Raw genomic sequence first — 14,610 nt, forward strand, 5'->3', positions numbered from 1 at the left:
GGCGGGGAGACGGCGCGCCGGGGCGTCCCGGCTAGGCTGGGAGGGTGAGCATGGAGATCGAGATCGGCCGCGCCAAGCGTGCCCGCCGCGCGTACACGTTCGACGACATCGCCGTCGTGCCGTCGCGGCGCACGCGCAATCCCGAGGATGTCTCGACCTCATGGTCGATCGACGCCTTCGGCTTCGACATCCCGGTGCTCGGCGCGCCGATGGACTCGGTCGTGAGCCCGCGCACCGCGATCATGCTCGGTCAGCTCGGCGGGCTCGGCGTGCTCGACCTCGAGGGGCTCTGGACCCGCTACGACGACCCCGAGCCGCTGCTGGCCGAGATCGCGGGTCTTCCCGACGTCGACGCCACTCGCCGGATGCAGGAGCTCTACGCCGAGCCGATCAAGCCCGAACTCGTCCGGGACCGCCTGGCCGAGGTCCGCGCCGCCGGCGTCACCGTGGCGGGCTCGCTGACGCCGCAGCGCACGCAGGACCTGTACGAGACGGTGGTCGCCGCCGGCGTCGACCTGTTCGTCATCCGTGGCACCACGGTGTCGGCCGAGCACGTCTCGTCGGTCACCGCCCCGCTGAACCTCAAGAAGTTCATCTACGACCTCGACGTGCCGGTGATCGTCGGGGGAGCGGCCACCTACACGGCGGCGCTCCACCTCATGCGCACGGGCGCCGCCGGCGTGCTGGTCGGCTTCGGCGGCGGCGCGGCGTCCACGACGCGCGCGACCCTGGGCCTGCACGCCCCGATGGCGACCGCGGTCGCCGACGTCGCGGGGGCGCGTCGCGACTACCTCGACGAGTCGGGCGGCCGGTACGTGCACGTCATCGCAGACGGCGGCGTCGGCACCTCGGGCGACATCGTCAAGGCGCTCGCGATGGGCGCCGACGCGGTCATGCTCGGCGTCGCCCTCGCGCGCGCGACCGACGCGCCCGGCCGCGGCTTCCACTGGGGGCCGGAGGCGCACCACACGAAGCTCCCGCGCGGTCGCCGCGTGCGGGTCGACCAGGTCGCCTCGCTCGAGGAGGTCCTGTACGGCCCGGCGCCGGTGGCAGACGGCACCGCGAACCTCATCGGGGCGCTCCGCAAGTCGATGGCCACGACCGGCTACTCGGACCTCAAGGAGTTCCAGCGCGTCGAGGTGGTCGTGGCGCCCTACGGCCGCTGATGCCCATCGTCGTCCGGTGGCACGGGAGGTGACCTCTGTGAGCGAGCAGGATGCCGCGGCATCCGTGCCGGAGCACTTCCCGCCGACGCTGCGAGAGGTCATGGTGCGGCCGCGCTGGATCGCGATGCTGCTGCTGTGCCTCGTGGTGGCGGGTATCTTCGCGTGGCTCGGGCAATGGCAGCTCGCGCGATCGATCGACACCGATCCCCGCGAAGAGGGCGCGACGGAGCAGGTGCTGCCGCTGAGCGATGTGGTCGAGCCCGGCTCGTATCTCACCGACCCGCTCATCGGTCAGAGGATCGCGGTCACCGGTGCGTTCGTGCCGGGCGACTTCATCGTCGTGTCGTCCCGCTTCAACGACCGCGCGGAGGGCTACTGGGTGACCGGTCAGCTCCGGATCGAGGGGGCGACGCCCGCCTCGATCGCGGTGGCGGTCGGCTGGGCCGAGACCCGCGAGGAGGCGGATGCCGCGGCGGCCGAGCTGTCGGCCCGGGCGGACGGCACCGTCCAGGAGATGACCGGGCGGATCATCGCCGACGAGGGCCCGGTCCCGCCGCTGGACGCCGACCCGTGGGATCTCACCCGCATGTCACCCGCCGCCCTCTTGAGCCGCTGGCACGACATCGACGGGCTCGACGTCTACCGCCAGTTCGTCGTCGCCGACGACCCCTCCGGCGGCCTGGTCGACATCCACTCGCCGGCACCCGACGCCGGCTCCGCCGTCAACTGGCTCAACCTCTTCTATGCGGCCGAGTGGGCGATCTTCGCGGGCTTCGCGTTCTACCTCTGGTACCGGCTCGCGAAGGACGCGTGGGAGAGGGAGGTCGAGGAGCTCGAGGAGCTCGCCGACACCGCATCCTGACGCGTCCCGCCGCCCGGCCGCGCCTCGTGGCCCGGCAGGCCTCGGCACCTCGGACCGCGGGACTGCACGTGGGCGCCGAGACAGCGGGGTTGCCCCACGGTCTCGGCGCTCCGGTGCAGTCTCGCGGTCCTTCCGGAGCGGGGGCGGGCGCGGCAGCTGCGGGGACCCGCGGGTAGGATGGAGGGCATGCCCCAGCCGAAGCTCGCCTCGTTCCCGGCGATCCGCGGGGCGCTGCGGTTCTATCAGATCTGCTCGATCATCACCGGCATCGGCCTTCTGCTGCTCGTCACGGAGATGGTCCTGAAGTACACCCCGCTGCACGTCGAGCTGTTCGCGGGCGGATCCGGCGGGTTCCTCTGGTTCGCCCAGGTGATCGCGGGGCCGGAGTGCCAGTGGCACTCGCTGTTCCTCCCCGGCAGCGACGGCTGCGAGATGGTCTCCACAGCGCTCGACGGCTTCAACATCTCCCTCTTCATCCTCGTCGCGCACGGCTGGTTCTACGTCGTGTACCTCTTCGCATGCTTCCGCGTCTGGAGCCTCATGCGCTGGCCGCTCCGGCGCTTCCTGCTGCTGGCCCTCGGCGGCGTCGTGCCGCTGCTGTCGTTCTTCATGGAGGCCCGTGTCGGCCGCGACGTGAATGGCTACCTCGTCCGCCGTGAGGCGGAGGCGGAGACATCCGCAGCACCCCCATCCGTGCCATCCGCCCCCGCCCCCACGACCGAGAGCCCCCGGTGACCGAGCAGACCGAAACCTCCCAGCGCCCCGTCCTGGTCGTCGACTTCGGCGCCCAGTACGCGCAGTTGATCGCCCGCCGCGTCCGTGAGGCGGGGGTGTACAGCGAGATCGTCCCGCACACCGCGACCGCCGAGGAGATCGCGGCCAAGAGCCCGGTCGGCATCATCCTGTCCGGCGGACCCTCCTCGGTCTACGAGCCCGGCGCCCCGCGCCTCGACGAGGGCGTCTTCGACCTCGGCGTGCCGACCCTCGGCATCTGCTACGGCTTCCAGGTGATGGCCAAGAGCCTCGGCGGCGAGGTCGCCAACACGGGGCTGCGCGAGTACGGCGCCACCGACGCGACCATCGTCACCGAGGGGACGCTCCTGCAGGGCCAGCCGCCCGAGCAGAACGTGTGGATGAGCCACGGCGACCAGGTGTCCCGCGCCCCCGAGGGCTTCGACGTGCTCGCCCGCACCGCGGCGACGCCCGTTGCCGCCTTCGCGAACGACGCCCGCGGCCTCTACGGCGTGCAGTGGCACCCGGAGGTCAAGCACTCCGACTACGGCCAGGCCGTGCTCGAGAATTTCCTGCACAAGGCCGCCGGGCTCCCCGCCGACTGGAACAGCGGCAACGTCATCGCCGAGCAGGTCGAGAAGATCCGCGCCCAGGTGGGCAGCGCCCGCGTCATCTCGGCGCTCTCCGGCGGCGTCGACTCCGCCGTCTCCACCGCGCTCGTGCACAAGGCCGTCGGCGACCAGCTGACCGCGATCTTCGTCGACCACGGGCTCCTGCGCAAGGGCGAGCGCGAGCAGGTCGAGAACGACTACGTCGCCTCCACGGGCGTGCGCCTGGTCACGATCGACGCCCGCGAGCAGTTCCTGAACGCGCTCGCGGGCGTCAGCGACCCCGAGCAGAAGCGCAAGATCATCGGCCGGGAGTTCATCCGCTCGTTCGAGGCCGCCGAGCGCGAGCTCGTCGCCGAGGCGGCGGCGGATGGCGAGCCGATCCGCTTCCTCGTGCAGGGCACGCTGTACCCCGACGTCGTCGAGTCCGGCGGCGGCGCCGGCACGGCCAACATCAAGAGCCACCACAACGTCGGCGGCCTCCCGGAGGACCTCCAGTTCGAGCTCGTCGAGCCGCTGCGCACCCTCTTCAAGGACGAGGTGCGCGCGATCGGCCGCGAGCTGGGGCTGCCCGAGGCCATCGTCGCCCGCCAGCCGTTTCCGGGCCCCGGCCTCGGCATCCGGATCGTCGGCGAGGTCACCGCTGACCGCCTCGAGATTCTGCGTGACGCCGACGCCATCGCCCGCGCCGAGCTGACCAGGGCGGGGCTCGACAGCGAGATCTGGCAGTGCCCGGTCGTGCTCCTCGCCGACGTCCGATCGGTCGGCGTGCAGGGCGACGGCCGCACGTACGGGCACCCGATCGTGCTGCGCCCGGTGTCGTCCGAGGACGCCATGACCGCGGACTGGACGCGACTGCCGTACGACGTGCTCTCGAGGATCTCGAACCGCATCACCAACGAGGTGCGCGATGTCAACAGGGTCGTGCTCGATGTCACGTCGAAGCCCCCGGGGACGATCGAGTGGGAGTGAGCCCGGTGGCCTGAGCGCTCCGTGCGGGCGCGGACCTCGGGCGAGCCGGCCCGTGCCTGTGGCGTGGGGGAGGATGGTCGGGTGACCGATGAGCTTCCCGACGCCGACTACCTCCTGCTGGCGAGTCGGCTGGTCCCCGATCGAGACGGCGGGTTCACGATCTCGGTGCTGCGGCGCGCGCGCGACATGGCGGCATCCGGCGCCCGGGTGCGACTGCTGACGGTCGACCCCGGCGAGACGGCCGACCACGACGCAGCTCGGCACGAGTGGGTGGGACGGGGCCTGATCGCCCGTGGGGACGACCTGCGCAACCTGTTCGACGACGTGCGGGCGGATGCGGACTGGCTGCGTGCGGCAGCGCTGCCGCTGCCGGCACCGGCTGCGACCGCTCCGACCCGCGCGATCGCGGCCGCCGACGGTCGAACGGTCCTGGAGCTCCCCGTCATCGCGGGAGACCCGGCATGGCACCTCAGTATCGAGCCCGTCGTCGTATGGGACGTCGACGGCGAGCGGCCGGCGGGCTGGGTGCCGGGCTTCGGCGGGCTGTACCGCGCGTGGATCGACGCCCTCGCGGCGGAGGGTGCGCGGCCGGTCGTCGTGCTGTGCGAGGCGCGCCAGCTGGGCGAGCTCCTGGTCGCCGAGGGGAAGCCGCTGCTGGATCCCTCGGTGCGGGTTCTGCACACGACCCATGCCTGCCACGTCCTGCCGCCCTACAGATGGGACTCGCCGATGGACGACGCGTGGAGCCGATGGCTCGCCGTCGCCGATCGGTTCGACGGAGTGCTCTGGCTCACGCCGAGCCAGAGGGCGGATGTCGAGCGACGGGTGGGCGGGGGCATCCGCTCGTTCGTGGTGCCGCATCCCGCGCCGTCGCTCGCCTCGAACCGTCCCGCACCCGGACGGATCATCGTCATGAGCTCGCTCATCGCGCGCAAACGCGTGGACCATGTGCTCGCCGTGCTCGCGAGCGTGCTCGGGCAGCTGCCGCACGCGAGGCTGCACGTGCACGGGGACGGCCCCGAGCGCGCGCGGCTCGAGGCGCGCGCGGCCGAGCTCGGCGTGGCCGACGCGGTGACATGGCACGGGCACACCGCGGATCCCTCCGACGCGTGGGCAGATGCCGACGTGTTCGTGCTGGCGAGCACGAACGAGGGCCAGGGTCTCGTGCTGGGCGAGGCGCTCGCGCACGGAGTCCCGGCGGTCGCGTACGACGTGCCCTACGGCCCGCGCGACATACTCGCCGGAGGCGGCGGCATCCTGGTTCCCGACGGAGACGTCGATGCGCTCACCGGCGCCGTGACCCGGCTGCTCGGCGACCGTGCGACGCGCGACGCGATGGCGGTCGATGCTCGCGCCGCCGCGGCGGCGATGGACTCCGCGGCGTCGATGCGTGCGCTGGGGCACGCCGTGCGCGTCGCTCTCGACGAGCCCCGGCCGCGTCCCGGCCGCCGGACGGCCTCGGGGGGTTCGGGCACGGGTCGGGAGCCGCGCCGCTGAGTCTTCCGGAGGCGGCGCCGCGGCTCTGGATCCGGAGGCGGCTGCGGTACGTCGTGACGCCGACCGCCTCGAGAGGGCGGAAGGGGTCGCCCGGATGGACGACCCCGACGTTTCCGAACGGTCAGGCCCGCGCGATCCGTACCGTCGCGAGCTGGAACGGGCGCAGCGTGAGCTCGGCGCCGGAGGCATCCGATGTCCCGAGTGCGGCCGGTTCCGTCGCGCGCTCGAGCAGGTCGGTCTCCACGGATCCGGATGCGGCGAAGCCGGGCACGATACGCGTCTCGGTGCGGCGCCCCAATGACTCGTACAGGCGCACGACGACGTCGCCGCTGCCGTCCTCGGCGAGCTTGACCGCCTCGATCACGACGCCGGGGTCCTCGACCGACACGAGGGGAGCGACCTCGGTCGCGGCGGCCTCCTCGACGATCCGGTCGGGGATGTTCGCGCGGTACCCCTCGACGACGGCCCGGTGGACGTCGGCGCCGACGACGATGCCGACCTCGATGTGGTGCTCTCCCCGATCCTGCTGCGGGTCGGGGAAGAGCGCGGCGCGGATGACCGACAGCCGCACGATCGAGAACGTCCCGCCCTCGGCCCGCGCGTGCCGGGTGATGTCGTGGCCGTAGGTCGAGTCGTTCGTCACCGCGACGCCGAAGCCGGGCTCGGCGACGCGCACCCACCGGTGCGCCACGGTCTCGAAGCGGGCCGCATCCCATGACGTGTTGGTGTGCGTCGGGCGTTCGATGTGACCGAACTGGATCTCGGATGCGGCGCGATCGGTGTGCACGTCGACCGGCACCGCGAGCTTCAAGAGCTTCTGGCGCTCGTGCCAGTCGATGTCGATCGCGAGGCGGAGGGTGCGCGAGCCCTCGTCGAGCGTGACCCTCTCGACGAGCTGCGACGAGCCGAACCGGCGGACGACGACGAGCGCCGAGCCGTCGACGGCGATGCTGTCGAGCTCGACGAGGTCGGTCACGTGCCGGTGATAGTGCTCGTCGATGTCCCACGCATCCCACTGGGTCGGGGTGTCGCGGTGCAGCTGGAAGAGGCCGGCCGTCTGCCCGGTGGGCACCGTCTCGCGGCCGGTCCCGAGGTCGATGAGCGACACGATCAGGCCGCGGTCGTCGATCTCCGCACGCACGATGCCGTTGTCGAGCACGAACGATCCGTCCTCGTGCCGCACGGGAGCGGCGACGGGATCCGGCGCCGCGGCGATCGCGAGCGCCGGCACGCCCGACCGGGTGTGCGGCGTCGCGTTGGCGCGCAGGGTCCGCGACCCCGTCCCGGCCAGCGTCCGCAGACTCGTCTCGATGATCCGCGTCAGCTCCTCGGCGATGCGGGCGTAGTTGCGCTCGGCGTCGCGGTGCACCCAGGCGATCGAGGTGCCCGGGAGGATGTCGTGGAACTGCTGCAGCAGCACGAGCCGCCACAGCCGCTTGAGGTCCTGGGTCGGGTAAGGGACTCCGGTGCGCACGGTCGCGGTCGCCGCCCACAGCTCCGCCTCGCGCAGCAGGTGCTCGCTGCGGCGGTTGCCCTGTTTCGTGCGCAGCTGGCTCGTGTAGGTGCCGCGGTGGAACTCGAGGTAGAGCTCGCCCGCCCACACCTCGGGGTCGACGTACTCGCGCTCGGCGGCCTCGAAGAACCGCGCCGGCGTGGAGTGCGTCACGATCGGGGAGCCTTCGAGCGAACCGGTGCGGGCGACGCTCGCGGTCATCTCGCGGGTCGGTCCGCCACCCCCGTCGCCGTAGCCGTAGGGGAGCAGCGACACGCTCGCGCGGCCCTTGTCCGCGAAGTTGCGCTGGGCGTGCGCGAGGTCTTCGGCCGAGACGTCGGAGTTGTACTTGTCGACCGGAGGGAAATGCGTGAAGACCCGGGTGCCGTCGATGCCCTCCCACAGGAAGGTGTGGTGCGGCATGCGGTTCGTCTCGTTCCACGAGATCTTCTGCGTGAGGAACCACTTGGAGCCCGACGCGCGGATGATCTGCGGCAGCGCCGCGGTGTATCCGAACGAGTCGGGCAGCCAGACCTCCGGGGTGTCGATGCCGAACTCCTCGAGGAAGAACCGCTTGCCCTCCAGCAGCTGACGGGCCATCGCCTCGCCGCCGACCATGTTGGTGTCGGATTCGACCCACATCCCTCCGACGGGGATGAAGCGGCCCTCGCGCACGCGTTCGACGAGCTTCTCCCAGAGGGTCGGGTAGAGCTCCTTCACCCAGGCGAACTGCTGGGCGGACGAGCTCGCGAAGACGAAGTCGGGGTCCTCGTCCATGAGCGCGAGCACGTTGGAGAACGTGCGCGACACCTTCCGGGCCGTCTCGCGCACGGGCCAGAGCCAGGCGGAGTCGATGTGGGCGTGCCCCACGGCGTGGAGGGTGTGCGCGCTCGCGTGCGCGGGTCGTCGCAGGAGATCGGCGAGCACGGCGCGGCCCGCCCGGGCGGTGCCCGACACGTCGTCGGGGTCGACGGCGTCGACCATCCGGTCGAGTCCCCGCAGGATCTCCGCACGACGGGGCGCGGAGGCGTCGAGCTGCGCGGCCAGCCCGTGCAGGGCGATCGTGTCGGCGAGCAGCTCGGAGACCTGCACGTCGAGCAGCCCGATCTCGACGGTGCGCAGCACGTAGATCGACGCGTCCCCCGCGGTCGCCGGGTCGCCGAGCGCGGTCGGCTCGAACGTGAAGAGACTGCCGACATCCGGGTTGGATGCGGCCTCGACGAGCACATCCACGCGGCCGTCCCCGTCGACGGCCGCGCGGACGGCCTGGTTGAACGGCGAGACGCCCTTGATGGGCACACCGTTCCGGCCCCAGACGAGCGCTTCGGCCTGGAAGCCGCTCTGACCTGCCGTGAAGCCGAGATCGAGGACCAGCTCGGCGTGCGTGTCCGCGGGCAGCGCGCCCGACGCGTCGCGCCAGGAGGCCGGGACCTCGCCGCGGACCGCGAACCAGGTGGTGCCCCAGGGGCGTCCCCACGGCGTGCCGACGGCGAACGGCGTGTACGCCGCATCCTTCGCCTCCGCGAACGGGACGGGCTCGCCGGGCGCCTCCCAGGCGGAGACCGCCAGCGGCGCGTGCGCACGGTAGACGGCCGGCAGCAGCCGTTCGCGGATGAAGCGGTCGATGCGCATCTCGATCAGGTGGGTGCGGTCGTGCATGGCGAAGAGACCTCTGCTCGGGGGACGGGGACGGGATGGGGGATCGGAGAAGGCGGGGAGCGCTCAGCCCTTGACGCCGCCGGCGAGGGCGAAGGAGCTGCCGGTGACGCGTTGCATGACGAGGTACAGCACCAGGATCGGCACGGAGTAGAGCATCGCGAACGCCGCCAGCTGGCCGTACGCGACGGCGCCGTGGTTGCCGAAGGTGAAGATCGCGACAGCCGCGGGCATCTTCTCGGCGCTGAAGAGCAGGACGAACGGGACGAAGAAGTTTCCCCAGGCCTGCGTGAACACGAAGATGAAGACCACCCCGATGCCGGGACGCATGAGCGGGAGCACGATCTGCCAGAGGGCGCGCATGGCGGACGCGCCGTCGACCCAGGCCGCCTCCTCCAGGGACACGGGCACGGAGTCCATGAAGTTCTTCAGCATCCAGATCGCCATCGGAAGCGAGGTGGCCGCCATGAACAGGATGACGCCGACGATCGAGTCGAGCAGCTTCATCTGCACGAACATCGCGTAGACGGGCACCATGAGCGCCGTGATCGGCAGGCAGGAGCCGAACAGCACGCCGTAGAGGAAGCCGCGCTGGAAGCGCATGTTGAACCGGGACAGCGGGTAGGCCGCCAGCACCGCCACCACGACGGTCAGCAGCGCGGTGCCGAAGGAGATGAGCGCGGAGTTCCACAGCGGTCGGAGCGTCTGCGAGAAGGTGAAGACCTCGGCGAAGTTGTCGAGCGTGAGCCCCGAGGGGATCGAGACCGACACGGTCGCCGCGGGGTCGATCGCGGAGAAGACGATCCACGCGATCGGCACGAGGAAGACGACGCCGACGAGCGCGAGGATGGTGCTGGCGAGCCAGCGCGTGCGTCTCGGCGAGGGCGCGGCGACCGAGAGCGGTCGGCGCGGACGGCGGACGGCGACGGGAGTGGCGGTCATGATTCCACCTCGGGCTTCAGGATCTTGATGTAGATGGCCGCGAACACTGCGCCGAGGACGATCGTCACCGCGGCGATGGCCGTGCCGTAGCCGACCTGCGCGAACCGGAAGGCCTCCCCTGGTAGGCGAGGACGGGCAGCGTCGAGCTGCGGGTGCCGGGACCGCCGCCGGTCATGACCCAGATCAGCCCGAACGTGCCGAGCGTCTGCAGCGTGGTGAGCATGAGGTTCGTCGCGATCGACCGCCGGATGACGGGGAGCGTGATGAGGAAGAACCGCTGCACCGAGTTGGTGCCGTCGATCTGGGCGGCCTCCATGATCTCGGGCGGGACCTCGCCGAGGGCGGCGCCGTACACGAGCATCGAGAAGGCCGTGCCCCGCCAGACGTTGGCGAGGATGACGGCGATCATCGGGTACTCGATGAGCCAGCTGACCGCGCCGAGCCCGACCGAGGTCAGCAGCGAGTTCAGGGTGCCGTCGGAGGAGAAGAAGGCGTACAGGGCGAAGGCGGCGACGATCTCGGGCAGCACCCACGCGACGACGACGAGCGTTCCCACGATCGTCGAGACCGGCTTCGCCGAAGCCCGGATGAGGACGGCGAGGGCGAGCCCGAGCACGTTCTGGCCGACGATCGCCGAGAAGAACACGAACACCAGCGTCAGCAGGACGGAGTTCCAGAAGTCCGCGTCGGAGAAGAGCGCGACGTAGTTGTCGAGACCGATGAACTGGGGGCTCGCCGCGCGATAGCCGGTCAGCGCCGTGTTGGTGAGCGATCCCCACAGCGCGAAGACCATCGGGCCCACGAGGAAGATCACCAGCAGGATGAGCGAGGGGATCAGCGGGGTCGACTGCGAGAGCGCCCGGAGGGTGCGCCGCCTGCCCCCGACCCGGCGAGGGGTCGAGGACAGGCGGGGGGAGGTGGTCGTCATGGACTCAGTCGCCCTGCTGCACCTGGGACGATCCGACGATCTTCGTGAGCGACGAGTCGTAGGCCGCCGTCGCCTCCTCGGCGGTCGCATCGCCGGTGATGACGGACTCGACCGCCTGCTGGAGAGCGCTGGAGATCTGCGAGTAGTCCGGCGTCGCGGGGCGGAAGTGCGTGTACTGCACGAGGTCCGAGAAGAACGCGAAGGTGGGGTTGTACGACAGGTAGTCGTCCGACTCGGCGACGTCCGCCCGCACGGCGATCTGGCTGTTCTCGGTGTCGTACTTGAGCGAGTTCTCCTGGTTCAGTGCCATGGCGATGAAGTCGAAGGACGTCTGCGGATAGTCCGTCTGCGACCCGACGGCCAGGGTCCAACCGCCGGACATCGAGGTGAAGCCGGGCTCGTCGCCATCCTGTGTCGGCATCTTGGCGAGACCGATGGTCTCCTCCCACTCGGGCCACGCGTTGTCGCCCTCGATCCAGGCCCCGGGCAGCCAGGAGCCGTCGACGGCCATGGCGACCTTGCCCTGCGGCAGCAGCTCGGTCGAGACGCGGCTGCCGATCGTGGTGTCGAGTGCGAGGTCCAGCGGCGTGGCCAGGTCCTCGGCGTAGAGGTCCTCGTAGAAGCCGAACGCGTCGGTGAGTCCGGTCGACTCCGTGATCCACTTCTGCGAGTCGGTGTCGTACAGGGTCGAGTCCGTGCCGTAGACGAGCATCTCGACGCCCTGCATCGACGTCTGCTCGCCGGCCGCCTTGCTGCCGTAGATGTTGAGCGGGATGACGTCGGGGTCCGACTCCTGAATCGCGCGGGCGGCGTCCAGGATCTCGTCCCAGCCGGTCGGCTGCCAGTCGGTCGGCAGGCCCGCTGCCGCGAAGATGTCCCTGTTGTAGTAGATCGCGCGGGTGTCGGTGCCCATCGAGACGCCGTAGGTGAGACCGTCGTCGCCGAGGCCGGCCTCCTTCGCCGCATCGTAGAACTGATCCCAGTCCTCCCACTCGGCGACGTGGTCGTCGATCGGCAGGAGGTAGCCGGCAGCCGCGTCCGAGCGGATCTGGAAGGTGTCCTCGTAGATCACGTCGGGCGCGGTGTCGGCCGAGCCGTTCATCAGGGCGAGCTTGGTGAAGTACTCGTCCTCGGACTCGATCGGCTGGAGGTCGACGGTGACCCCGGGATTGGCGGCCTCGAACTCGGGCTTGACCTTCCGGAAGAGGTCGTCGAGCTGGTGGAACGCCGACGTCTTCTGATAGACGACCGTGATCGTGCGCTCTCCGGTCTCGTCTCCCGCCGGTGCGCCGGACGAACCGCATCCGGCGAGAGCAATGCCTGTCGTCGCGACGACGGCGAGGACGCCGAGTCTCCTGTGTCGCATATCCCTGCTCCTTTGCTGGCTGACGGCGCCGTCTCAGCGCCGAACAGGATAAATCTATCAAATGGATTAATCCGGTCAAGTGTCGATTCGGTCACGAGCCGCTCGGGGGTCGGGCCTACTGCGTGATGAGCAGATCGGACGGGCGCGCGGTGAACGCCCCGTCGAGCAGAAGGCATGCGGCGCCGACGGCTGCGGCATCCGCGCCCAGACGCGAGTCGCGCAGGCGCAGCGGATGCAGCGTCCGCACCGCCGTGTCGGAGACGAGACACCGGCGCAGGGGCTCGCGCAGGACCTGCGACAGGCGTGCCCACACGGGGCCGCCGACGACGACCACCCCGACGTCGAGCATGTTGTCGAGCTGGACGAGCCCGCGGGCGAGGCGACGAGCGGTCGTCTCGATGACCGCGAGCGCGCGTTCGTCGCCGTCCTCGGCGAGGCCGCGGAGGATGTCGAGCTCGGGTCGGGGATCGATGGGGAGCGCGTCCGGATCGGGGGGGCCGGTGCGCACGCCCGCCTCGCGCAGCAGGGTGTCGGGCTCGAGCGTCGTGCCGAGGCATCCCGCCATCCCGCACTCGCACCGCGGGCCTTCGGGGTCGACGTTGAGATGGGCGATGTCGCCCGCGTTCGCGGTGACGCCGCGCACCGGCACGCTGCCGATCGCGATCCCCACGCCGATGCCGGCTCCGTAGTACAGGAAGATCGCGTCGCCGACGTCGTAGCCGCGGTCGAGCCACAGCTCGCCGACCGCGGCGGCGGTCACGTCCTTCTCGAGCACGACCGGAAGCCCGATCGTCTTCGCGAGGTCGTCGCGCAGGGCGACGCCGTGCCAGGCGGGCAGCAGAGGGGGATCGATCAGCCGGCCCGCGCCCGCATCGATCGGACCGGGGGCGGCGACCCCGACCCCGAGGATGCGGGTGCGGTCGATGCCGGATCGATCGATGATGTCGAGCACGGCGTCGCCCATCGAGGCGATGAGCCGTCCCGCATCCCTCGACCGGCCCGGCGGATGCTCCGCGTGCGCCACGACGGCACCCGCCATGTCGACCACGACGATCGCGTCGACCGCCGGATCGAGGTGCACCCCGATCGCGAAGCGGGCGTGGGGACGCAGCCGCAGCAGGGTGCGCGGCTTGCCCGGGCCGGAGATGACCTTGCCGCCCTCGGCGATCAGGCCATCCTCGGTCAGCCGGCGCGTGACGTTGCTGAGCGTCTGCGCCGACAGCCCCGTCTGGGTCGCGAGCTCGACGCGGCTGAGCCCCTCGGGGGCGCGGCGGATGAGGTCCAGCACGAGCGTCTGGTTGTAGGTGCCCACGGCGGGCAGGTTCGATCCCGTGCGCACAGCGGCTCCTCTCCGACGACGACGGTCCACCGGTACCGGGTAAAGCGTACGCGCCGACCCGGCCGCGCTCGCGGGGTCGGGCGGTCGTCTGCCGCGCGCGGGCGGCGGCTCAGGCGCGGAGGGCGAGCGCTGCGGCCCCCAGCAACGGGCCGTCGCCGCTGAGCGTCGATCCGCTGATGCGGACGCCTCGCCCGTACGGGTGCGGCGCGGCCGCGTGCGCCGCCGCGGCCACCCGCTCCACGTAGTCGTCGGCGACCTGGGCGAAGCCGCCGGCGATGGCGACGGCGTCCAGGTCGTAGAGGGTCGTCGCGATGGCGATCGCCTCGCCGACGGCCTCCGCCGACCGCGCCACGGCGGCCACGGCGACCGGGTCGGCGTCACGGTACGAGACCGCGAGCTCCTGCCCCGTCGTGCCGGTCCACCCCTGGGCGCGCGCCCAGGCCACCGAGCGGGTCGCGCGTGCGCACCGGCACCTGGCCGAGGTGGCCGGCGTTCCCGGTGCGTCCCCGGACGGGCGCGCCTCCCGCGATGAACCCGGCGCCGATCCCCGTCGAGACGACGAGCGCGAGGGCGTCGTCCGCGCCGACGAGGGCGCCGAGCCAGTGCTCGGCGAGGGCGATGCAGGTGCCGTCCAGGGCGAGCGTGATCGGCGCGCCGGGCAGGAGGTCGCCGAGCAGGTCGTCGATGCCGAGTCCCCGCGCCGAGGGGAGGTTGAGCGGCGAGATCGTCCGCGTGGGGAGGTCGATCGGACCGGCGCTGCCCACGCCGATCGCGGCGATCCGCGCCGAGAGCGGCGCCGCGGCGAGCGCTGTCCGCGCGGCATCCCGGATGCTCGCCGCGATCGCGGCACGGTCGGACTGCGACCCGGTCGGGCGGCGGGTGAGGGTCTCGCGCAGCAGGGCGCCGGTCGCGGAGACGACCGCGGCGTCGACCTTCGTGCCGCCGATGTCGACGGCGAGGACGAACGCGGGAGGGGTGCTTTCAGACATGGCCGTGGCTTTCTTGTCGAGCGGACGGTCACCGATCCTAGGGCGCTCGCCGTCCGCCCGC

Annotated in this window: 11 protein-coding genes and 1 pseudogene; 5 read left to right on the forward strand and 7 right to left on the reverse strand. The window is 71.5% G+C overall.

Annotation, left to right across the window (positions count from 1 at the left end):
* Positions 1–50 precede the first annotated feature (50 nt).
* The 5 genes from GVL03_RS13840 (at position 51) to GVL03_RS13860 (ending at position 5,837) form a co-directional block, all read left to right on the forward strand.
* A complete protein-coding gene (locus GVL03_RS13840; protein WP_159501625.1) occupies positions 51–1,166 on the forward strand; it encodes a GuaB3 family IMP dehydrogenase-related protein in 1,116 nt (371 codons plus the stop codon).
* Positions 1,167–1,203: 37 nt separating this feature from the next.
* Positions 1,204–2,028 (forward strand): SURF1 family protein, encoded by an 825-nt coding sequence (locus GVL03_RS13845; RefSeq protein WP_373683844.1) that lies wholly within the window; start codon positions 1,204–1,206, stop codon positions 2,026–2,028.
* Between the two features lie 186 nt (positions 2,029–2,214).
* Entirely contained in the window at positions 2,215–2,763 is a 549-nt protein-coding gene (locus GVL03_RS13850) for a DUF3817 domain-containing protein (protein WP_159501595.1), read from the forward strand.
* Entirely contained in the window at positions 2,760–4,340 is a 1,581-nt protein-coding gene (guaA, locus tag GVL03_RS13855; RefSeq protein ID WP_159501596.1) for a glutamine-hydrolyzing GMP synthase, read from the forward strand. The genes GVL03_RS13850 and guaA overlap by 4 nt, the downstream gene beginning before the upstream one ends.
* 81 nt (positions 4,341–4,421) lie before the next feature.
* Entirely contained in the window at positions 4,422–5,837 is a 1,416-nt protein-coding gene (locus GVL03_RS13860; protein ID WP_159501597.1) for a glycosyltransferase, read from the forward strand.
* A gap of 121 nt (positions 5,838–5,958) precedes the next feature.
* On the opposite strand, the gene GVL03_RS13865 is transcribed toward GVL03_RS13860, so the two are convergent.
* From GVL03_RS13865 to GVL03_RS13890, 7 genes and pseudogenes are all read right to left on the reverse strand, one after another.
* Complete coding sequence (locus GVL03_RS13865) at positions 5,959–8,988, reverse strand: glycoside hydrolase family 38 C-terminal domain-containing protein (RefSeq protein WP_159501598.1); 3,030 nt, start codon at positions 8,986–8,988, stop codon at positions 5,959–5,961.
* A gap of 63 nt (positions 8,989–9,051) precedes the next feature.
* A complete protein-coding gene (locus GVL03_RS13870; protein ID WP_159501599.1) occupies positions 9,052–9,927 on the reverse strand; it encodes a carbohydrate ABC transporter permease in 876 nt (291 codons plus the stop codon).
* Positions 9,924–10,855, reverse strand: a pseudogene (locus tag GVL03_RS13875) (carbohydrate ABC transporter permease). The gene GVL03_RS13870 and the pseudogene GVL03_RS13875 overlap by 4 nt, the downstream one beginning before the upstream one ends.
* Before the next feature lie 4 nt (positions 10,856–10,859).
* On the reverse strand, positions 10,860–12,221 hold the full coding sequence (locus tag GVL03_RS13880; RefSeq protein WP_159501600.1) for an extracellular solute-binding protein: 1,362 nt from the start codon (positions 12,219–12,221) through the stop codon (positions 10,860–10,862).
* Positions 12,222–12,336: 115 nt separating this feature from the next.
* On the reverse strand, positions 12,337–13,560 hold the full coding sequence (locus tag GVL03_RS13885) for an ROK family transcriptional regulator (protein WP_159501601.1): 1,224 nt from the start codon (positions 13,558–13,560) through the stop codon (positions 12,337–12,339).
* Positions 13,561–13,669: 109 nt separating this feature from the next.
* Positions 13,670–14,005 (reverse strand): ROK family protein, encoded by a 336-nt coding sequence (locus GVL03_RS22360; protein WP_235038174.1) that lies wholly within the window; start codon positions 14,003–14,005, stop codon positions 13,670–13,672.
* A complete protein-coding gene (locus GVL03_RS13890) occupies positions 13,938–14,549 on the reverse strand; it encodes an ROK family protein (RefSeq protein WP_235038175.1) in 612 nt (203 codons plus the stop codon). Before GVL03_RS13890 ends, GVL03_RS22360 begins: the two co-directional genes overlap by 68 nt.
* Positions 14,550–14,610 lie beyond the last annotated feature (61 nt).

The sequence above is a fragment of the Microbacterium sp. 18062 genome (genome assembly GCF_902706225.1).
Taxonomy (GTDB): domain Bacteria; phylum Actinomycetota; class Actinomycetes; order Actinomycetales; family Microbacteriaceae; genus Microbacterium.

Bases quoted from the DNA above. Each gene is read 5' to 3' on its own strand.
- GVL03_RS13840 (WP_159501625.1), top strand. From the start codon at position 51: ATGGAGATCGAGATCGGCCGCGCCAAGCGTGCCCGCCGCGCGTACACG.
- GVL03_RS13850 (WP_159501595.1), top strand. From the start codon at position 2,215: ATGCCCCAGCCGAAGCTCGCCTCGTTCCCGGCGATCCGCGGGGCGCTG.
- GVL03_RS13865 (WP_159501598.1), bottom strand. From the start codon at position 8,988: ATGCACGACCGCACCCACCTGATCGAGATGCGCATCGACCGCTTCATC.
- GVL03_RS13870 (WP_159501599.1), bottom strand. From the start codon at position 9,927: ATGACCGCCACTCCCGTCGCCGTCCGCCGTCCGCGCCGACCGCTCTCG.
- GVL03_RS13880 (WP_159501600.1), bottom strand. From the start codon at position 12,221: ATGCGACACAGGAGACTCGGCGTCCTCGCCGTCGTCGCGACGACAGGC.
- GVL03_RS13890 (WP_235038175.1), bottom strand. From the start codon at position 14,549: ATGTCTGAAAGCACCCCTCCCGCGTTCGTCCTCGCCGTCGACATCGGC.